We start from the raw sequence: 20,401 nt of genomic DNA, 5'->3' as shown, positions 1-20,401 counted from the left end.
GTTGTAACTAACGAGTAACGTAAAAAAAGGCGCCGCCCTGGGAGCGCGCCTTTTCAAACGTCATGATTACTACGGCGAATTACTGACGCTTACGGCCGTATACCGCCCAGGTGATGATCACGCAGGCGATATAGAAGATCAGGAAGATTTTCATCGCGCCGGCCGGCGAACCGGTCAGATCCAGCGAGATACCGAACGCTTTCGGGATAAAGAAGCCGCCGATGGCGCCAATGGCGGAGATAAAGCCCAGCGCCGCCGCAGTATCGGTCGCCGCCTCGCGCATCGCTTGCGCTTCGCTGCCGCCCTGGGCCTTCACGCGGTCCATGGTCAGCTTACGGAAAATCACGGAGATCATCTGGAAGGTGGAGGCGCTCCCCAGCCCGGCGGTCAGGAACAGCACCATGAACACCGCGAAGAAGGCGATGAAGTTGCCGCCCTGGCCGTTGGTCGGCAGGGTCAGGAACAGCAGCGCGCAGAAGACAGCCATCACCACGAAGTTGACCAGCGTCACGCGAGTCCCGCCGAGACGGTCGGAAATCGCCCCGCCCATCGAACGCGCCAGCGCGCCAATAAAGGGGCCGAAGAAGGCGTAGTGCAGGATCTGCACGTCCGGGAACTGGGTTTTCGACAGCATGGCGAAGCCGGCGGAGAATCCGATGAAGGAGCCGAAGGTGGCCAGATAGAGCAGCGCCATGATCCACAGGTGCAGGCGTTTGAGCACCGGCAGCTGTTCGCTCAGCGAGGCTTTAGAAGCCGACAGGTCGTTCATAAAGAACCACGCCGCCAGGGTGAAAATAATCAGGAAAGGTACCCAGATCCACGCGGCGTTTTCCAGATACAGCATTGAGCCGTCCGGCTGCTCGCTGCCGGTCCCGCCAAAAATGGCAAACACTGAGACCGACACCACCAGCGGCGCGACCAGCTGCATCACGCTGACGCCCATATTACCAAGGCCGCCATTGACGCCGAGCGCCCCGCCCTGCTTCGCTTTCGGGAAGAAGAAGCTGATGTTAGCCATACTGGAGGCAAAGTTGGCCCCGGCGAAGCCGCACAGCAGCGAGATAATCACGAAGACGCTAAACGGCGTGGAAGTATCCTGAACCGCAAAGCCCAGCCAGACGCACGGAATAATCATGATCCCGGTGCTGAACGCCGTCCAGCGACGGCCGCCGAACAGCGGCACCATGAAAGCGTAAGGCACGCGCAATAAGGCGCCAGACAGCGCCGGCAGCGCGGTCAGCATAAACAGCTGATCGGTCGTAAACTGAAAGCCCACTTTGTTGAGATTAACGGCGACGGCGCTGAACAACATCCATACGCAGAACGCCAGTAACAGACAGGGAACGGAGATCCATAGATTACGGCTCGCCACACGGTGACCGCGCTGTTGCCAGAATTCAGGATCTTCAGGGCGCCAGTCGGTAATGACCGAGCGGTTAGCCTTCTCCGGGAGGGAAGATTGACTCATAGATACCTCTGATTATTCATATTTCCTGCCGCTACCTTAGGGGTTGCCCGGGGCGGTAAGTTGATATAAATCAAAGGAAAAGCGCGCACTAATTTGTGCAAAAATAAACCATGCTCCGAAGTGAGTAGAGAAAGGTGAGGAAAAAAGTGTGGTTTTTCACGCGGCTGCCGGGTTGCGTATAACCCCACCCCCAATAGCGCCTACCACCGACAATTAAGGAGTAACTCTTTAGGGGTATGGGTATACTCCAGGGGATAGCCGAGAATAAGCGCCACTCCCGGAGAGATCACCGGTCAGGAGCCACGCATTCCATGTTAAAACGTCTTTTTACTCCGCTGACGCTGGTCAATCAACTGGCGTTAATCGTGCTGCTCGCCACCATTATTGGCGTCGCCGGCATGGCGATCTCCGCGCGTCTGGTGAACGGCGTCCAGGGCAGCGCCCACGCGATTAACAAGGCCGGTTCATTGCGTATGCAAAGCTACCGGCTGCTGGCGGCGATCCCGCTGAATGAAAACGATCAAAAGCTGGTGGCGGACATGACCGCCACCGTCTTCAGCCCCGAGCTGCAGAATTCCGCCCGCCGCGACGGCCAGGAACAACAGTTAAAAGCGCTGCAGCAATACTGGCAGCAGGCGCTGGCCCCCGGCATGCAGCGTGCGGTTAACCAGGCGGAAGTGGCCCAGGATGTCGCCGACTTTGTCGATCGTATCGACCAGCTGGTCACCGCATTCGACCACACCACCGAGCAGCGTATCGAGCGGGTAGTCTGGATCCATCGCATTCTCGCCATTGGTATGGCGCTGCTGCTGATTTTTACCATCATCTGGTTACGCGCCCGTCTGCTGCGGCCGTGGAAACAGCTGCTGGGCATGGCGCGGGCGGTCAGCCAGCGCGATTTCACCCAGCGCGCGCACATCAGCGGGCGTAACGAAATGGCGACCCTCGGCATGGCGCTGAATAACATGTCGGAAGAGCTGGCGGAAAGCTACGCGGTGCTCGAGCGGCGGGTGCAGGAGAAGACCGCCGGGCTGGAACAGAAGAACGAGATCCTTGCTTTCTTATGGCAGGCCAATCGCCGGCTGCATGCCAGCGCCCCGCTCTGCGAGCGGATTTCACCGGTACTGAATGGCCTGCAGGGGCTGACGCTGCTGCGCGATATCGAGGTACGGGTTTACGACCTGGAAGACGAAGATAATCACCAGGAGTTTACCTGCCACTCGGATGATGAGTGTGATGATAAAGGCTGCTACCTCTGTCCACGCAATCTGCCGCCGCTGCCGGATGGCGGAACAACGCTGAAGTGGCGGCTATCGGATGCGCATAATCAGTACGGCATTCTGCTGGCGACGCTGCCGGTTGGCCGCCATCTCAGCCACGACCAGCAGCAACTGGTGGACACTCTGGTGGAACAACTGACCAGTACCCTGGCGCTGGACCGCCATCAGGAGAAACAGCAGCAGTTGATCGTCATGGAAGAGCGGGCCACTATCGCCCGCGAGCTGCACGACTCCATCGCCCAGTCGCTGTCCTGTATGAAGATGCAGGTCAGCTGTCTGCAGATGCAGGGCGACGCCTTACCGGCGGAGAGCCGCCAGCTGCTGGGGCAGATACGCAACGAGCTGAATACCTCCTGGGCCCAGCTGCGGGAGCTGTTAACCACCTTCCGTCTGCAGCTGACCGAGCCGGGACTGCGCCCGGCGCTGGAGGCCAGCTGTCAGGAGTACAGCGCCCACTTCGGCTTTACGGTACAGCTTGATTATCAGCTTCCGCCGCGCTTTGTGCCGTCGCATCAGGCCATTCACCTGCTGCAGATCGCCCGCGAAGCGTTAAGCAACGCCCTGAAGCATGCCAGCGCGACGGAAGTGACCGTGACGGTGTCACAACGCGATAATCAGGTCCGTCTGGTGGTGGCGGATAACGGCCGCGGCGTGCCGGATCACGCCGAGCGGAGTAACCATTACGGTTTAATTATTATGCGGGATCGCGCCCAGAGCTTGCGCGGTGACTGTCAGGTACGACGCCGGGAAACCGGCGGAACCGAAGTGATCGTCACGTTTATCCCGGAAAAAACGTTTTCCATCCAATAAGGAGACCCCCATGAGTCAACAGGAACGGGCAACCATCCTTCTCATTGACGACCATCCGATGCTGCGCACCGGCGTGAAACAGTTGATCAGCATGGCGCCGGACATCCAGGTGATTGGCGAGGCCAGCAATGGCGCGCAAGGTATCGAGCTGGCGGAATCGCTGGATCCGGACCTGATCCTGCTCGACCTCAATATGCCGGGCATGAATGGCCTGGAAACGCTGGACAAACTGCGTGAGAAATCCCTTTCTGGCCGGGTGGTGGTCTTTAGCGTCTCCAACCATGAAGAGGACGTTGTCACCGCCCTGAAGCGCGGCGCCGATGGCTATCTGCTGAAAGATATGGAGCCGGAAGATCTGCTGAAAGCGCTGCAGCAGGCCGCCGCCGGAGAGATGGTATTAAGCGAAGCGTTAACCCCGGTGCTGGCCGCCAGCCTGCGCGCCAACCGCGCCACCTCCGATCGCGACATCAGCCAGTTGACCCCGCGCGAGCGCGACATCCTCAAGCTGATCGCCCAGGGACTACCGAACAAAATGATCGCCCGTCGCCTGGATATCACCGAAAGCACCGTCAAAGTACACGTGAAGCACATGCTGAAGAAAATGAAGCTCAAATCCCGGGTGGAAGCCGCGGTATGGGTCCACCAGGAGCGAATTTTCTAAGGCGAGTCCGTCCAGGAGACGCCAGGCGTGGTGAACTTGACCAGCGGCTCGGTCAGCGCCAGAGCGATCTCATTGGAGGAGACGCGCTGCCCCTGTTTATCCTCCACCACCACCGACAGGCGCCAGCGGTTCGCGGCGCCCGGTTCACTGTTCCACACCGGCATAATGACGCTCCAGCCATCCGCGCTGCTGGCATCCACCGGCGGCGTCAGGCTGAGGGCCTGGGTGTCACCCTGCCAGTGCAGCGCCTTGATGCCATGCAGACTATGGATCTGCAGCTTCAACTGCACCGTCTCCCCGGACTGCAGATCCCAGGGCGGCGTGGCCAGATAGACCGTCAGATTTTTGCGCTGACGATACTCCACCACCGGCAGATTATCCCGCTCCGGACTATCGAAGCGGCTCCCGCGCAGCGAATTGCTGATCGCTACCTCGTCTGCGGCCAGCTGCTGCTTAAGGGGGACGCCAAAGCGATAGTTTAGCTTCAGGCCCACATTGTTCTGGCTGACACCATTTTCCCCCTGCTTATGCTTAGCGGTAACGGTGACCAGCGGGACCGGGGTGTAATTGAGCCCAACGGAGACGGCTACCGGGTTATGGTAGCCGGTACCGGTCTGAAAAAGATCGACGCTATCGCCGAAGTACTGTTCGACGCTGACGCTGGTATTAATGTGCTGGTAGAACGGTAGCCGCGCCTGGGCGGTGACGTCATACCCCGCGGCCATCCGCTGCTCCTGAGTCTGATTATCGCGCAGTTGCCAGTCGCCCAGCGGATGGTAATAGTTTGCCGACAGGCGAAGATATTCTCCCCACGCCTCCGCGCCGACGCTGCCGCGCGCCAGGCTTTCGCTCAACACTTTGTCGTAAAACGAGTTATAGCCCAGCAGCCAGCCGCCGACCCGCCAGCGCTGACCAAGCCCGATGTTGCCCACCAGATCGTTCTCGCGCCGGGTCACCGAATACTGGTTCCACGTCAGGTAACGGTCGTTATCCTGCAACGGCACGAACCAGCTCCCTTTACTGCCGGTGAATTTGCCCTCTTTATCGACCAGCAGGTCGACATTGGCGTTGCCCCACGGCGAGAGCCAGCTCTCCAGCTGATGGCTCACTTCATTGCCGATTTTACTGATGGCGAACAGCTGCGCCTGCTCGCCCGCCGTCAGGCCGTTATCGCTCATGCTGGCCTCGCCAAACTTCTTCGCCACCTCAGCAAAGTGCCGGGCGTCGTCATCGACCTGGGGAGCAATCCCCATATCGGGCAGCGGATCTTGCGCTGGCGCGGGGCGAGTGGTGTCGCTGGCGGTCAGCGCCCAGACGGGAACGCCCGGCAGCAGCAGGAGAAAGGTCAACGTTGGCAACAAACGGAAGGACACAGGCATCAACAGATTTTGAGCAGGCTCACAAAAATGGGAAGAAATGTTAGTTTATCGTTTTTTCCCTGCTCCCGCAGCCCTGTGGGCAATTCCAGGAATATACTGAAACCGGTTGGGCAAGGTGTCGCCCAACCGGAGCCGTCGCTGCGCGCCACCGTTACGCCTGGGTTCGGGTTCGTTGCGCCGCCAGCAGCGCGTTGAGCTCCGGCACGCAGGAGCCGCAGTTGGTCCCGCATTTCAGCTTCGCTCCCAACGCCCCGACGCTGGCGCAGCCGCTGGCGATAGCCTCGCTAATAGACCGTTCACCCACGCCAAAGCAGCTGCAGACGATCCGCCCCCGCGGGGCGGCGGCGGCGCCCGGTCGGCCGCTAAGCAACGCATGTCGTTGGACGGCATCGGACGGCGGCGCGGCAAAGGCGGCGCTTATCCATGCGCTATCCACCGCCGGCTCGCGCGCATCGCTCCACCAGCCGAGCATCAGCCTCCCCTGATGCCAGGCCAGCAGGTTCCACACCGCGCCGCCGTCCGCCACCTGCAGCTGCCAGCCGCGCCGGGCGCACCACGCGCTGATCCACTGTCGGGCAGACGCCTCCCCGGCCAGCGAATAGTGCAGCACGCCAGGCGCCGCCCGCCGCCGCCAGTGCCAGGCCGCTGGAAACGGCAGCGGTTCGCGACAAAGCAGCTCGCTGTGCCAGGCCGGTTGCCAGGCGGCGATGGCCACCGCCGCCTGTTTACTTTCCGGCTGGCCGGAATACGGGTCGGTGACGGCGGCCAGCAGGTTATTCACCCGCCCCTGACGGGCAAACTGATTGTTCCAGTGCATCGGAACAAACAGCGAGCCGGGGCGCTGCCCTTCACTGATCGTCACTTTCGCCACCATCACCCCATGCCGCGACCAGATCCGCGCCAGCCCGTCGGCGGGAAGCTGGTAGCGAACGGCATCCTGCGGCGCCACCTCCACCACCGGCTCCGCAATATGCTGCATCAGCCGCGGCACCGCGCCGGTACGGGTCATGGTGTGCCACTGATCGCGGATCCGCCCGCTGTTGAGGATCAGCGGATAAAAGACATCGGTTGTCGCCCGGGTCGGTTGAGGCGTCACCGGCACCATCCGCAGCCTGCCATCGCCATGCCAGCCGCGCGCGATATCCCAGGCGGCCTCGCTGCGGCTGACCGGCCAGCGCACCGGCGCCATGGCGTCCCACGCCTCACGGCTGAGATCCGCCAGCGCGCCGATATCAAACGCCCGCTGACCGTCGTTTTCGAAACCGGACAGCGCCGCATGCTCGCGGAAGACGTCATGCGGATGCTGCCAGGCAAACGCCTCGCGATACCCCAGCGCCTGCCCCACTCTGGCGATGATCCACCAGTCCGCTTTCGCCTCCCCCGGCGGCGGCAGGAAGCTGCGCTGACGGGAGATCCGCCGCTCCGAGTTGGTGACCGTGCCATTCTTCTCGCCCCAGGCCAGCGCCGGAAAGCGGATGTGGGCGAAATGTCCGGTATCGGTCTGGGCGGCGACATCCGAGACGATCACCAGCGGACAGGCGGCCAGCGCCTGGCTCACCGCGTGGCTGTCAGGGAGCGACACCACCGGGTTGGTGCCCATGATCCACACCGCTTTGACCTCGCCGCGGCCAATGGCGGCAAACAGCTCCACGGCGGTCAGCCCTGGGGTCTGCGCCAGCCGTTCCGTCCCCCAGAAGCGGGCCAGCCGCTGCAGATCGTCTGGCACAAAATCCATGTGCGCGGCCAGCATCGTCGCCAGCCCGCCGACTTCGCGGCCGCCCATGGCGTTGGGTTGACCGGTCAGCGAAAAGGGGCCGCAGCCGGGGCGGCCATACTTCCCGCTGGCCAGATGGACGTTGATGATGGCGTTACATTTGTCGCTGCCGCTGGCGGATTGATTGATTCCCATGGTGTAGAGGGTGATCGCCCGCGGGGCGGCGATAAACTCGCGATAGAAGGCCGCCACCTCATCGACAGTCAGGCCGCAAAAATCCGCTACCTTCGCCACGTCCCAGCCTCTCGCCTCGGCCAGCGCCTGTGAGCCATCGCGAAAGCCGTCGATGCAGGCTCCGGCCTGCGCCACGGCGTTAAGCAGCCCCACGAACAGCCCACCGTCGCTCCCCGGGGCCAGCGCCAGATGGCGGTCGGCGATCTCGCAGGTGGCGGTGCGCCGGGGGTCGATCACCACGATCCGCAGTCGGGGATTATCCCGCTTCGCCTGCGCCAGCCGCTGGAACAGCACCGGGTGCGCCCAGGCGGCGTTCGAGCCGACCAGCACCACCAGATCGCTGTTTTCCACATCCTCATAGCTACAGGGCACCACATCGGCGCCAAAGGCCCGTTTGTAGCCGGTCACCGCCGACGACATGCACAGCCGCGAATTGGTGTCGATGTTCGCCGCGCCGATAAATCCCTTCATCAGCTTGTTGGCGGCATAGTAATCCTCGGTTAACAGCTGGCCAGAGGCGTAGAAGGCCACCGCCTGCGGGCCGTGCTGGTCGATAACCTGTTGCAGGCGCGCAGCGGTCTCCGCCAGCGCCTGAGGCCAGGCTACTTGCTGGCCGTCCACCTCCGGCGCCAGCAGCCGCCCCGCCAGGCCCGTGGTCTCCCCGAGGGCCGCCCCTTTGACGCACAGGCGGCCGAGGTTGGCCGGGTGCTGATCGTCGCCGCGCACGCTCACCTGCCCCGCATCGTCCACGCTCGCCAGCACCCCGCAGCCTACGCCGCAGTAGGGGCAGGTCGTTCGGATGGTCTGCATCAGGAGGCCTCCGCTCGGGCCAGCAGCTGCTGGCTGCCCACCCACACTTTGCCGTTTTCCACTTTCACCGGCCAGGCGCGTACCGCCTGTTCACTGCCGTCGCACGGCCAGCCGTCGCGCAGGCGGATCCGCTGTTTGTACAGCGGGGAAATCACCACCGGCTCGCCGCCGACGTCCCCTAACAGCCCGCGTGACAGCACGTTGGCCGCGCTGCCCGGCTCGCGGTTGTCCAGGGCGTAGACCCGATCGCCAAAGCGGAACAGGGCAATCTGCCGCTCCCCTAAGCGGGCGCCGATCCCCGCCTGCGCCGGGATGGCGTCAAGGTCGCATACCGCCTGCCACGGCCGGGATGGGAGTTCGCCCTCGGGCAACGTCTCAGTCTGTAACAGCTGCGGCTGACCACGCAGCTCGTGGCGCTGCACCGCCTCGTCCGGCTGGTCGCTGTTCACGAAGGAGCGGAACAGCGCCAGACGCTGCGGATCGTTGAGGGTGGTCTGCCACTCGCACTGGTAGCTGTCGACGATCCGGGCCATCTCCTGCTCCAGCTCCTCGCCAATGCCGAGACTATCCTCCAGCACCACCTGCCGCAGATAGGCGACGCCGCCCTCCAGGTTATCCATCCAGGTGCTGGTCCGCTGCAGGCGATCGGCGGTACGGATATAGAACATCAGCAGACGATCGATGCTGCGGATCAGCGTCGCTTCGTCGAGATCGCTGGCAAACAGGTCGGCGTGACGCGGTTTCATCCCGCCGTTGCCGCAGACGTACAGATTCCAGCCTTTATCGGTGGCAATCACCCCGATATCTTTCCCCTGGGCTTCGGCGCATTCGCGGGTGCAGCCGGAGACCGCCATCTTGATTTTGTGCGGGGCGCGCAGCCCTTTATAGCGATGCTCGAGCCGCACGGCGAGCCCGGTGGAGTCCTGCACGCCGTAGCGACACCAGGTTGAGCCGACGCAGGATTTCACCGTGCGCAGCGACTTGCCGTAGGCGTGGCCGGTTTCAAACCCGGCGTCGGCCAGCTCGCGCCAGATAGCCGGCAGCTGTTCCAGCCGCGCGCCAAACAGATCGATACGCTGGCCGCCGGTCACTTTGCTGTAGAGCTGGTAACGTTTGGCGATCTGCCCGATAGCGATCAGCCCGTCCGGCGTCACTTCCCCCGCCGCCATCCGCGGCACCACCGAATAGGTTCCGTCCTTCTGAATGTTGGCGAAATAGCGGTCGTTGGTATCCTGCAGCGGCAGGTGCGCCGGCTTCAGCAGGTACTCGTTCCAGCAGGAAGCCAGCACCGAGGCCACCAGCGGTTTGCAGACATCACAGCCGTGCCCCTGGCCGTAGCGGCTAATCAGCTGCTCGAAGGTATGGATATGATTGACCCGTACCAGGTGGTAGATCTCCTGGCGCGACCACGGGAAATGCTCGCAGACGTCTTTTTTCACTTCGACGCCCTGCTCCGCCAGCTGGTACTCCATCACCTGTTTCACCAGCGCGCTGCAGCCGCCGCAGCCGGTGGCCGCTCTGGTGCAGCTTTTTATCGCCGCCATATCCCCCGCCCCATTGTTCACCGCCTGGCAGATATCGCCTTTGCTGACATTATGGCAGGAGCAGATCGGCGCGCTGTCGGGCAGCGCCGCGACGCCGAGCGCCTTCGGCGCGGCGCCCTCCAGCGCGGGCAGGATCAGGCTCTCCGGACGCGGCGGCAGCGCCATGCCGTTCAGCATCATCTGCAGCAGCGTGGCATAGTCGCTGGCCTCCCCCACCAGCACGCCGCCAAGCAGGGTTTTGCCGTCCTGACTGACGACGATTTTTTTGTACACCTGCTGCGGACCATCGGTCCATTGATAGCTCTGGCAGCCCGGCGTGCGCCCCTGCGCATCGCCAAATGAGGCGACGTCTACCCCCAGCAGCTTCAGTTTGGTACTCATGTCGGCGCCGCTAAAGCAGGCGTCTTCTCCCGCGAGGGTGGCCGCGGCGATACGCGCCATCTGGTAGCCCGGCGCCACCAGACCGTAAATTTTATTGTCCCACAGGGCGCATTCGCCTATCGCCAGCACGTCCGGGTCAGAGGTGCGGCACTGGCCGTCGATGTGAATGCCCCCGCGTTCGCCCACCTGCAGCATGCAACCGCGGGCCAGCGCGTCCTGCGGACGGATCCCCGCCGAGAAGACCACCATGTCGGTCCGCAGCGCGCCGCCGTCGGCAAAGTTCAGCCGCAGGCCGTCGGCCTCGCGCACGATGGCGGTGGTCGCTTTGCTGGTATGCACCCCCACGCCGAGGGCGACGATCTTCTCCCGCAGCATCGCCGCCCCGCCGTTATCCAGCTGGACGGCCATCAGGTTCGGGGCAAACTCCACTACGTGCGTGTCCAGCCCCAGCTGTTTCAGGGCGTTAGCCGCCTCCAGCCCGAGCAGGCCGCCGCCGATAACCACTCCGGTCTTCGCCGCGGCGGCATGGGCGGCAATACGGTCGAGATCGTCAAGAGTGCGGTAGACAAAGCACCCGTCGAGATCGTTGCCAGGGATCGGCGGAACAAAGGGATAGGAGCCGGTCGCCAGCACCAGTTTATCCCAGTGGGTTTCATGTCCCTCGGCGTCTCGCACCAGCCGCGCGTCGCGGTCGATCGTCGCCACCGCCTCGCCGAGGCGGAGTTCGATGCCGTGCTGGTGAAAGAAATCATCGGCCACCAGCGACAGCGATTGAGCGCTGCGCCCGGCGAAATATTCGGAGAGATGGACCCGGTCGTAGGCGGCGTAACGCTCTTCGCCAAACACCACGATTCGATATTGCTGATGCAGGTTGCGGCTCACGCATTGTTCGAGAAAATGGTGGCCGACCATGCCATGTCCCACCAGCACTAATACAGGTTTCGTCATCGTCATTATTCCTGCAGCCTGCGGCTGCGTTGAAGAGGGGTCAAAAAGCCAGTCCGCGGTGGCGGGCTCGTCGCTTTCCAGGCGCGCGGTGAGCGCGGCGGCGGCGGTGCAGTCGCCCATCAGCAGCACGCCGCGCAGGCGGCCGTCGCGCAGCAGCAGGCGACGGTAGTGGCGATCAATGGGGTCCCAGCTGGTATAGATGTCATCCTGTTCGCCGGCCTGCTGCTCCCCGACGCTAAAGAGTTCAATGCCGGTAACCTTCAGGCGGGTCCCGGCGTCCTGCCAGACAAAGCCCTCGCCGGGGGCGCCGCACAGGCGATCCGCCAGTACCTCGGCCTGGCGCAGGCAGGGAGCTACCAGCCCCCAGGTCTGGCCGTCAATTTCGCAACATTCCCCGACGGCGCTGATCCCCGGCAGCGAGGCGGCCATCTGGCGGTCAACCACGATCCCCCGCTGACACAGCACGCCGCTCTGCGCCGCCAGACGGCTGTTAGGCTGCACGCCGGCGGCCAGCACCACTCTGGCAGCACGGAAAGCGCGCCCGTCCGCCAGCCGCACGCCATCCTCTTCGATGGCGGCGATCCGGCATTCCAGCACACAGCGGATGCCGCGCGCTTCAAGCTGCTGCCTGAGCTCATCGGCGGCAAAAGCGTCGGTCAGCGGCGCCATTAATCCGCTGCCGCGATGCAGAAGAGTGACCTCCCCGCCGTGGCGACGCAGCGCCGCCGCCGCTTCCACACCCAGAACCCCACCGCCAATCACCACCGCCGGCCCGGGTATCGCCAGAATACGTTCCACGTCCGCCAGGGTGCGGAAGGGGATAACCTGCGGACGATCACTGCCCGGCAGCGGCGGGATAAAGGGCCGCGAACCGGTGGCGAACACCAGCTCGTCCCACGGCAGCCAGGTTTCCGCGATGCGCAGCCGCCGTTGCTCAACATCGACTTCATCGACCGCCTCGCCGGACCGCAGGCACACCCCGTGCCGGGTGTACCACTCCGCCGGCAGCAATGGGAGCTGCGCCGCCGTTTTTTCGCCAGCCAGCAGCGGCGAGAGCTGAATGCGGTTATAGGCCGGGTGCGGCTCGTCGCCGACGACAGTAATGGCAAACCGCGCGGGGTCGCGCTCAACCAGTCGCTGCACCAGTCGGGTGGCCGCCATGCCGTTACCGATCACCACCAGTCGCCGCGTCATGACCGCCTCCTTACGCCGCTTTCGGCTGTTTTTCATACAAAAAATGCAGGATCTGCTGGCGCAGATGGTGATACCGGCTGTCGTCCGCCAGCTGAACGCGGTGACGCGGACGCGGCAGATCGACCGCGAGGATCTCACCGACCGTCGCCGCCGGACCGTTGGTCATCATCAGCACCCGATCCGAGAGCAGCACCGCTTCATCAACGTCGTGGGTGATCATGACGATGGTGGTATTAAGCTCCTGCTGGATATGCATCACCGTGTCCTGGAGGTGGGCGCGGGTCAGCGCATCCAGGGCGCCGAAGGGCTCATCAAGCAACAGCACCTTCGGCTTCATCGCCAGCGCCCGGGCGATACCTACCCGCTGCTTCATACCGCCGGAGATCTCCCCGGGACGTTTGTGCAGCGCATGCCCCATCTGCACGCGCGCCAGGTTGTGTTCGATCCACTCCCGGCGCTCACTCTTGCTCATGGTGCGACGGAACACCTGATCCACCGCCAGCGCCACATTATCGAAACAGCTCAGCCACGGCAGCAGCGAGTGGTTCTGGAAAACCACCGCCCGCTCCGGCCCGGGCCCGGCGATTTCCCGGTTATCACACAGCAGTCCGCCCTCGGTGGGCGTCGTGATCCCGGCGATCAGATTCAGCAGGGTCGATTTTCCGCAGCCCGAGTGGCCGATCAGACTGATGGTCTCCCCTTCGACGATATCGAAGGAGACATTCTGCAGCGCCAGGAACTCGCCGCTGGCGGTGTTAAAGCGCTGGCTGACGGCCTGTACCTGAATTAATGGTTTCATGTTGGCTCCTTATTTGTCCTGCCAGCTAAAGCGGCGGGCGAGCAGCATCAGACCCTGCTCCAGCAGCAGGCCGACGACGCCGATAATGACGATGGCGATGATGATGTTTTCCACATTGAGGTTGTTCCACTCGTTCCAGATCCAGAAGCCGATCCCCAGCCCGCCGGTGAGCATTTCCGCCGCCACGATCACCAGCCAGGCGATGCCGATGGAGAGACGCACGCCGGTGAGCACCGCCGGCAGCACCGCCGGAAAGAGAATTTTGCGCATCACCGTCCACTCCGAGAGCTGGAGGACGCGGGCGACGTTGAGATAGTCCTGCGGGATCCGCCGCACGCCTTCCGCGGTGTTGATCACCATCGGCCAGATGGAGCAGATAAAAATGGTCCAGCTGGAGGCCGGCTCCGCCTTCTGGAACAGCAGCAGGCCAATCGGCAGCCAGGCCAGCGGGCTGACCGGGCGCAGCAGGGCAATCAGCGGATTAAACATGCGGGCGAAGAACAACGAACGGCCGATCAAAAACCCCAGCGGAATGCCCGCCAGCGCCGCCAGGCCGAAGCCCACCGCCACGCGCTGCAGGGAGGCCAGCACGTTCCAGCCGATGCCCATGTCATTGGGCCCGTCCTGATAGAACGGATCGGCAAACAGCGTCAGCGCCGAGTCCAGCGTGCTCAGCGGCGTGGGAAAACCTTTGCTGTGCATCGCCGCCAGCTGCCAGGCCAGCAGCAGCACCCCCAACCCCAACAGCGGGGGCAGCAGGCGCTGAATGAGCTCACGCAGCCAGCGCGTGACGGTTGGCGTGGTGCGCCGGACCTGCACCGGCGGCAGGATAATCACTTCGCCAGGCGCGTTCTCCACGCTGACGACCGGTTGCTTACGTTGTGCCTGCTTCATCTCATGCCCCCTTACGTTGAATAGCAAAATGGCGGGCGTAGCCTTCCGGGTCAGACCCGTTCCAGACCGTACCGTCCATCAGTGTGCTGCTGCGCATCGTGGCTGCCGGGGCGCTGATCCCGCCGACCGCCTGGGCGGCAGCCTGCCAGACGTCGATGCGGTTAATGCGCGACGCCACCGCGAGGTAATCCGGAGCCTGCTTCAGCAACCCCCAGCGGCGGAACTGGGTGAGGAACCACATTCCGTCCGACAGCCAGGGGAAACTCACCTCGCCCCCGGCCCAGAAGCGCATCGGATGGGCATCCTGCCAGCGGCGGCCGAGACCGTTGTCATACTCCCCAAGCATCCGGCCGGTGAGGTACTGTTCCTTGGTATTGAGCCAGCCGCGTCTGGCGAGCAGGCGGGCCGTCTCCTGAGTGTTCTCCGGCGAGGCGGCGATCCAGCGCTGCGCCTCCATCAGGGCCGCCACCAGCGCGCGGGCGGTGTTCGGGTTACGTTCCACCCAGTCGCGACGGGTGCCCAGCACCTTTTCCGGATGCTCGGGCCAGATATCCTGGGAAGTGGCCGCGGTGAAGCCAATGCGGTCGTTAATGGCGCGCGCGTTCCACGGCTCGCCGACGCAAAAGCCGCTCATATTGCCGATGCGCATGTTCATCACCATCTGCGGCGGCGGCACCACGACGGTGCGCACATCGTTAAAGGGATCGATGCCGGCGCTCGCCAGCCAGTAGTAGAGCCACATGGCATGGGTGCCGGTGGGAAAGGTATGGGCGAAGGTGTAGCTGCCCGGCGCGCTGCGGTCGATCAGCCGTTTCAGCCCGCCGAGGTCGGTTACCCCTTTCTCCTGCAGTTCGCTGGAGAGGGTGATGGCCTGACCATTGCGGTTGAGGGTCATCAGATTAGCCATCGCCTGCGGCTTGCTGGCGATCCCCAGTTCAAGACCGTACAGCAGGCCGTAGAGAATATGCGCCGCGTCCAGCTCGCCGGCCACCAGCTTGTCGCGCACCGCCGCCCAGCTGGCTTCCTTACTCGCCACCAGGGTGATGCCATACTTTTTGTCAAACCCCTTCGCCGCGGCGATAGCCAGCGGCGCGCAATCGGTCAGCGGAATAAATCCGACCCGCACGCGGGTTTGCTCCGGTTTGTCCGATCCGCCGGCCCATGCGGCCTGCATCACCCCCGGCAGCAGCATCGCGCCGCCCAGCGCGGCCCCTGCCTGCAGCAAGCGCCGCCGGGAAATTGAAAACTTGTCGCTCATATCCGCTCCACCACGCGCAAAAAAAAAAGCGTCCGACAGTGCATACGCACTGCAGGACGCCTTTATCCACGGACACCCGAACCGCCATTGGTTCGTTGTCCGGACTTTTATTCACTCAATAAGTAATGCAAACGGGATGCCAGCTTTGGCAATGGCGCGCTGGCGGGCTTTTTCCCAACGTTGGCCGGTTTTTCACGTAAAAGTGCACCGCCGGCAGGCAAAGAATGCCCATCGATTGTGCATCTACTCCTTTGGTGTTAGCGGCCAAATCGCCTTCACCATCAGCAGCGCGCGGGCTATCTCAACCATGCGCTGGTTTTTGTCCATGGCCATCTTGCGCAGCGTCTGCCAGGCCTGCTCCTCCTGCATTCCCTGGTGCGTCATCAGCAGGCTTTTCGCTTTTTCTATCAGCTTGCGTTCTTCGAGCGCGTCTTTCAGCGAGGCCAGCTGGCTGGAGAGCTGCTGTAGCTCATAGGCCTGCTGGCGCACCAGCGGCAGCAGCTGTTTATCCAGATGCGGCGTCAGGGTATCGACTTCCTCGCCGGGCAGCCAGCCAGGCGCGTCGTCCACTAACAGCGTGTCGGTGGCGTTCAGTAGATCGTCGATCAATTGCTCTTCCACTTCGCGCAGGTGTTCAAGCCGCTGGGTTTGCAGGCCAAACCAGCGCAGCGCCGTTTCCCCGCCGTCGGCGGCCGGCTGGCGGGTGCAGGCGATCCGCCGCAGCTGCTCAATGTCCAGGCCGGCCTGGCATTGGGTGATAAACAGCTGGACGGTCGCCGGGCTGCCCAGCGCCTGAAAGCTATCGAAGCAGGGCTGCTGACCGTCAATACGGTCCACCAGTTGCTGGCGCAGGCTGTCGCTGAACTCGCCGCGGGTAAAGCCCAGAGCGCCCAGCGCGCGCTCCTGACCCACCAGCTCTTTACCCTGCATAAAGCTGTACAGCGCGACCATGCGGCCGGCCACCGGCGGATCGTCAATGCTGTCATTGAGCTGCGGGACGATGTTCAGCAGATGGCGGATGACACGGCTGAACTGCTCCGTCGCGGCTTCCGCGGCAATCTGCCGGCGGGCGATCTGCTCACGCAGCGCCGGAAGCTGCAGCAGATCGCCAACCGCCTTGGCAATGCGCCAGCACAGCGCGCTGCCGGCGACCGTACGTGCCCGTTCGAGGCTGGCATAGAACAGCGCTAACCGCTCATCAACCAGCGCCCCGCCCGCCCGACACTCCGCCGCATACAGTTGGCCGCCCGAGCAAAGAAAAATATTCGATGCCCCGCGCTCACACTGCAGCATATGCACCAGCGCGCTGAGCTGGCTGGCCAGTTCTCCCAGTTGGCTAAGCTGCTGAAGCTGTTGTTTTTGCAGGCGACGCGCCAGCTGCAGCCAGGCCGTCTCATCGTGCGCGTGACCAGTCGTATTATTCATACCCCTCCTCCGGGTTAACGCTTTATACTGCGGTAAAGCAATAACCGTGCCTTTAAGAAGGAGTTTGTATGCAACGTATTGTGATTATCGCCAACGGCGCCGCCTATGGCAGCGAATCCCTGTTCAACAGCCTGCGCCTGGCCATTGCCCTGCGCGAGCAACAGTCCGACCTCGATCTCAAGCTGTTTCTGATGTCCGACGCCGTCACCGCCGGGCTGCGCGGGCAGAAGCCGGCGGAAGGATACAATGTGCAGCAGATGCTGGAGATCCTCACCGCCCAGCAGGTGCCGGTGAAGTTGTGCAAAACCTGCGCGGACGGCCGCGGCGTCAGCGCGCTACCGCTGATTGACGGCGTGGAGGTCGGTACTCTGGTTGAGCTGGCCCAGTGGACGCTGGCGGCAGATAAAGTGCTGACCTTCTGAATGTAGGCCGTCGAACGGGATGAAATGTCACGTATTGGCGCTTGAAGAGACAAAAAAAACGTTAGCTGAATGCTTTCAGGAACAACGTCATTTTTGTTTAATCTTTATCCCTTTTTTTGATCAAAATCAGCATCCCGGCCCGCGCCGTTTGGTGTGATGCACAGAGCAAAGTGTGAACAATATCACGCGAGGACTGGGTGGGCAGGATGCTGTAGCGGGACAGAAACGGGGTACAAAAATGGCGATGGTTAAAGCAAGTTTGACGTTATTTGGTGGTGACACACTGGTGGTGCGGTGTTCAGAGCGCTGCCATATTCATCTAATGAGCGCGAAGGTCCCGGGCGATAGCCATGCGGATATTCTGAGCGTGCAGGATCGGGATAGCGCCTATCTGACGGTGCCCTACAGCGGCACCTGGAACGTGCTTATCGACAGTCACAGCCAGTCACTGGAGCACTCCATCAGCTACGTTCCGGCCTGACAGTTACTATCAGAACACACGCCCGGCCGTGCCGGGCGTGAGATTCATGACAAACCTCATGCAATCATTGTACTTGCAGATTGCACCAGAAAAATAACAGGGAAAATCAATTTATTGATTTTCGGCTGATAACCACCAGTAAGGAAAAACCACGCTTTTTCCTTACTGGTCAGCAATCGGACGCCCGGCCATGCCGGGCGTTTTTCTTTTGCGCGCGCTCAGGCCAGGCCCGGCGTCGGACTCTCGCCCAACAGCGCGCGTACGCTGGCCACCAGGTCATCGAGACTGGCGTCGTGCATCCCCAGCTTGCTTAGCGCCTGCTCGAGCGAAAACAGATACTGGGCGTTGGTGCCGAGCGGCCCGCTGGCTCGAGCGATCAGCGGGGCGATAACCTGGGCGCTGGTATCCGGTTCAAACAGTGGATGGCGCGGATCCATAATAAACACCAGGGCATTCACCGTCCGTCCGTCGTCCAGTTCCAGCTTGCACCAGGTGGGCAGATAGCAGCCGGTGATCATCTCCCGCTTCCACAGCAGGGTCAGTTCTTCTTCCAGCGTGTCGTCAGGCAAACGATAGGCGACGCCGGTGGTTCGGCCGCCCTCTTTGAGAGCCAGCATGCGGCCCGGCTGGCAGGCGCTACCGCGCCCGGCGGTCAACCGCAGGCAAAACGCACGATGCCAGCCCGGCAGCGTACCGGTGCAGGACTCGCGATAATTGAGCGCCGGGTTCCAGATAAGCGAACCGTAGCCAAAGATCCATACTGAGCCATCATCCGGGCGACAGGCCAGCGTCGCCGCCAGCGAGGCTGCACGTTGTTCTGCCGACCAGAGTAGCGATTCCTCAATAGCGCCAAACGCTGTCTTACAATCCGCATTCATTAAGAAATCACGAGTTAACACTGTTTACTACCTCCGCCACTGCCCGCTTCCCGGCGTTCGTCTCATGCATCCGTCAATATTGCTGAAATATTATCCAGCTTTATCCTTCAATAAGCAATCAGCGGGGCGCTGGCAAGCATAAAAGCGGCGTCAGCAATTATTTTTTCTTATGCCACTTATCATCATCGCCTTTCTCGTAGCTGTTCTTCACCGCCGCCCAGGCGACTTTGTGCGCCGTCTCTTCGCGGCTGGCGTCATCGCGCCGCTCATCTTTATCTTTATATTGATCCCAGGCGCTGTTAAACGCTTCTTTATAAATTTCCTGCGCATGAGCAGGCAGAACATGCTGAACGCTGTCGGGGAGTTCTTGTTTATTGCGATAGGGCATACTGACCTCCTGTTTGAGCATTAAATTTAAGTCTGGTACGCAAGCGGCTGGCTATCAAGGTCAAAATGAGTAGAAAAATTATTTTAGTAATTATCTGAATAGTAAGAACTAAATAGTGGTAAACATAAATTATAATAAACTAATCAAGATATCACTCGATACCCGTAAATTTAAGTAAAAAACCAGCGGTAATTTATCAAAATCTGTTACTTTACCGCCCTACGTTTTTATAATTATAACACCTGCATAAATGGAGATGGTTCATGACCCATGCACATGAGGCGGTAAAAACCCGCCATAAGGAGTCTTCCCTCGTCTTTCCGGTGCTGGCGCTGGCGGTGCTGTTTTTCTGGGGCAGCAGCCAGTCACTGCCAGTGGTTATCGCAATTAATATCCTCGCGCTGGTCGGTATTTTAAGCAGCGCCTTCAGCGTGGTCCGCCACGCCGACGTCCTCGCCCACCGCCTGGGCGAACCCTATGGCTCACTGATTCTCAGTCTGTCGGTGGTTATCCTTGAGGTCAGTCTGATCTCCGCCTTAATGGCCACCGGCGACGCCGCGCCGACCCTGATGCGTGATACGCTCTACTCCATTATTATGATCGTCACCGGCGGTCTGGTCGGTTTCTCTCTGCTGCTGGGCGGGCGTAAATTTGCCACCCAATATATGAATCTGTTCGGCATTAAGCAGTATCTTATCGCCCTGTTTCCGCTGGCGATTATCGTGCTGGTGTTTCCGATGGCGCTGCCGGGCGCAAACTTCAGCACCGGGCAATCGCTGCTGGTGGCGGTGATCTCGGCGGCCATGTACGGCGTTTTCCTGCTGATTCAAACCAAAACCCATCAGAGTCTGTTTGTTTATGAGCATGAAGACGACAGCGACGATGACGACCCGCACCACGGTAAACCGTCTGCCCACAGCAGCGGGTGGCATACCGCCTGGCTGCTGGTGCACCTGGTGGCAGTGATCGCGGTCACCAAAATGAACGCCAATCCGCTGGAAACACTGTTGACCAGCATGAACGCCCCGGTGGCCTTTACCGGCTTCCTGGTGGCCCTGCTGATCCTGTCGCCGGAAGGCCTTGGCGCCCTCAAAGCGGTGCTCAACAATCAGGTACAGCGGGCGATGAACCTGTTTTTCGGCTCCGTACTGGCCACCATCTCGCTGACGGTCCCGGTGGTCACCCTCATCGCCTTCCTGACCGGCAATGAGCTGCGCTTTGGCCTTGGCGCCCCGGAGATGGTGGTGATGGTCGCTTCGCTGGTGCTGTGCCATATCTCCTTCTCCACCGGGCGCACCAATGTGCTGAACGGCGCGGCCCACCTGGCGCTGTTCGCCGCCTATCTGATGACCATTTTCGCCTGACCCCGCTTACCCGCCCGGCGGAGTCCGGGCGAAAAAAAAGCCTGCCGGTGTTAACACCGGCAGGCTTTT

General features: G+C 61.9%; 15 protein-coding genes. 5 read left to right on the top strand and 10 right to left on the bottom strand.

The features are described from left to right. Window positions 1-79: 79 nt before the first annotated feature. On the bottom strand, window positions 80-1,468 hold the full coding sequence (locus AC3EMD_RS10075; protein WP_008804402.1) for a NarK family nitrate/nitrite MFS transporter: 1,389 nt from the start codon (window positions 1,466-1,468) through the stop codon (window positions 80-82). A 311-nt stretch (window positions 1,469-1,779) separates the two neighbouring features. On the opposite strand from AC3EMD_RS10075, the gene narX reads away from it, so the two are divergent. Together narX and narL are read left to right on the top strand one after the other, a co-directional pair. Continuing rightward, entirely contained in the window at window positions 1,780-3,558 is a 1,779-nt protein-coding gene (gene narX, locus AC3EMD_RS10070) for a nitrate/nitrite two-component system sensor histidine kinase NarX (protein WP_008804401.1), read from the top strand. 10 nt (window positions 3,559-3,568) lie between these two features. Next, window positions 3,569-4,219 carry a two-component system response regulator NarL gene (gene narL / locus AC3EMD_RS10065; RefSeq protein ID WP_002910198.1) on the top strand — a complete coding sequence of 217 codons (651 nt, stop codon included), beginning with the start codon at window positions 3,569-3,571 and terminating at the stop codon, window positions 4,217-4,219. Here narL and AC3EMD_RS10060 read toward each other — a convergent pair. The 7 genes from AC3EMD_RS10060 to nasR all read right to left on the bottom strand — a co-directional run bounded on the left by AC3EMD_RS10060 (window position 4,216) and on the right by nasR (window position 16,799). Then, window positions 4,216-5,598, bottom strand: coding sequence for a YchO/YchP family invasin (locus AC3EMD_RS10060; RefSeq protein ID WP_302074060.1), 1,383 nt, complete (start codon window positions 5,596-5,598; stop codon window positions 4,216-4,218). The genes narL and AC3EMD_RS10060 overlap by 4 nt on opposite strands. Window positions 5,599-5,749: 151 nt before the next feature. After that, complete coding sequence (locus tag AC3EMD_RS10055; RefSeq protein WP_302074059.1) at window positions 5,750-8,356, bottom strand: nitrate reductase; 2,607 nt, start codon at window positions 8,354-8,356, stop codon at window positions 5,750-5,752. Next, window positions 8,356-12,423: a nitrite reductase large subunit NirB gene (gene nirB, locus AC3EMD_RS10050; RefSeq protein WP_023322855.1), complete on the bottom strand. Its 4,068-nt coding sequence runs from the start codon at window positions 12,421-12,423 to the stop codon at window positions 8,356-8,358. The genes AC3EMD_RS10055 and nirB overlap by 1 nt, the downstream gene beginning before the upstream one ends. A gap of 10 nt (window positions 12,424-12,433) precedes the next feature. Then, window positions 12,434-13,222, bottom strand: coding sequence for an ABC transporter ATP-binding protein (locus AC3EMD_RS10045; protein WP_004145418.1), 789 nt, complete (start codon window positions 13,220-13,222; stop codon window positions 12,434-12,436). Window positions 13,223-13,231: 9 nt separating this feature from the next. Then, window positions 13,232-14,116, bottom strand: a complete 885-nt coding sequence (ntrB, locus tag AC3EMD_RS10040; protein WP_008804396.1) for a nitrate ABC transporter permease — start codon at window positions 14,114-14,116, stop codon at window positions 13,232-13,234. Window position 14,117: 1 nt separating this feature from the next. After that, complete coding sequence (locus AC3EMD_RS10035; protein ID WP_064142536.1) at window positions 14,118-15,374, bottom strand: CmpA/NrtA family ABC transporter substrate-binding protein; 1,257 nt, start codon at window positions 15,372-15,374, stop codon at window positions 14,118-14,120. A 243-nt stretch (window positions 15,375-15,617) separates the two neighbouring features. Continuing rightward, window positions 15,618-16,799 (bottom strand): nitrate regulatory protein NasR, encoded by a 1,182-nt coding sequence (nasR, locus tag AC3EMD_RS10030; RefSeq protein ID WP_302074058.1) that lies wholly within the window; start codon window positions 16,797-16,799, stop codon window positions 15,618-15,620. 68 nt (window positions 16,800-16,867) lie between these two features. Here nasR and AC3EMD_RS10025 point away from each other — a divergent pair, with 68 nt between their 5' ends. Both AC3EMD_RS10025 and AC3EMD_RS10020 read left to right on the top strand, forming a co-directional pair. Further along, complete coding sequence (locus AC3EMD_RS10025; protein ID WP_012541343.1) at window positions 16,868-17,221, top strand: DsrE/DsrF/TusD sulfur relay family protein; 354 nt, start codon at window positions 16,868-16,870, stop codon at window positions 17,219-17,221. 238 nt (window positions 17,222-17,459) lie between these two features. After that, on the top strand, window positions 17,460-17,702 hold the full coding sequence (locus tag AC3EMD_RS10020) for a DUF1883 domain-containing protein (RefSeq protein WP_002910387.1): 243 nt from the start codon (window positions 17,460-17,462) through the stop codon (window positions 17,700-17,702). A 218-nt stretch (window positions 17,703-17,920) separates the two neighbouring features. Here the strand turns inward: AC3EMD_RS10020 and AC3EMD_RS10015 are convergent, their stop codons facing one another. Together AC3EMD_RS10015 and chaB are read right to left on the bottom strand one after the other, a co-directional pair. Then, complete coding sequence (locus tag AC3EMD_RS10015) at window positions 17,921-18,601, bottom strand: gamma-glutamylcyclotransferase (RefSeq protein WP_004203203.1); 681 nt, start codon at window positions 18,599-18,601, stop codon at window positions 17,921-17,923. A gap of 136 nt (window positions 18,602-18,737) precedes the next feature. Further along, entirely contained in the window at window positions 18,738-18,968 is a 231-nt protein-coding gene (chaB, locus tag AC3EMD_RS10010; RefSeq protein WP_008804392.1) for a putative cation transport regulator ChaB, read from the bottom strand. A gap of 263 nt (window positions 18,969-19,231) precedes the next feature. Between chaB and chaA the strand changes: the two genes are divergently transcribed. After that, the gene (gene chaA / locus AC3EMD_RS10005; protein WP_008804391.1) at window positions 19,232-20,332 is read left to right on the top strand and encodes a sodium-potassium/proton antiporter ChaA; all 1,101 of its coding nucleotides are present in this window, start codon (window positions 19,232-19,234) and stop codon (window positions 20,330-20,332) included. Window positions 20,333-20,401 lie beyond the last annotated feature (69 nt).

The sequence above is a fragment of the Klebsiella sp. PK18 genome, from assembly GCF_057784655.1.
Note: the sequence above shows the minus strand (reverse complement) of the source record. Positions and strands in the feature narration are given on the sequence as shown.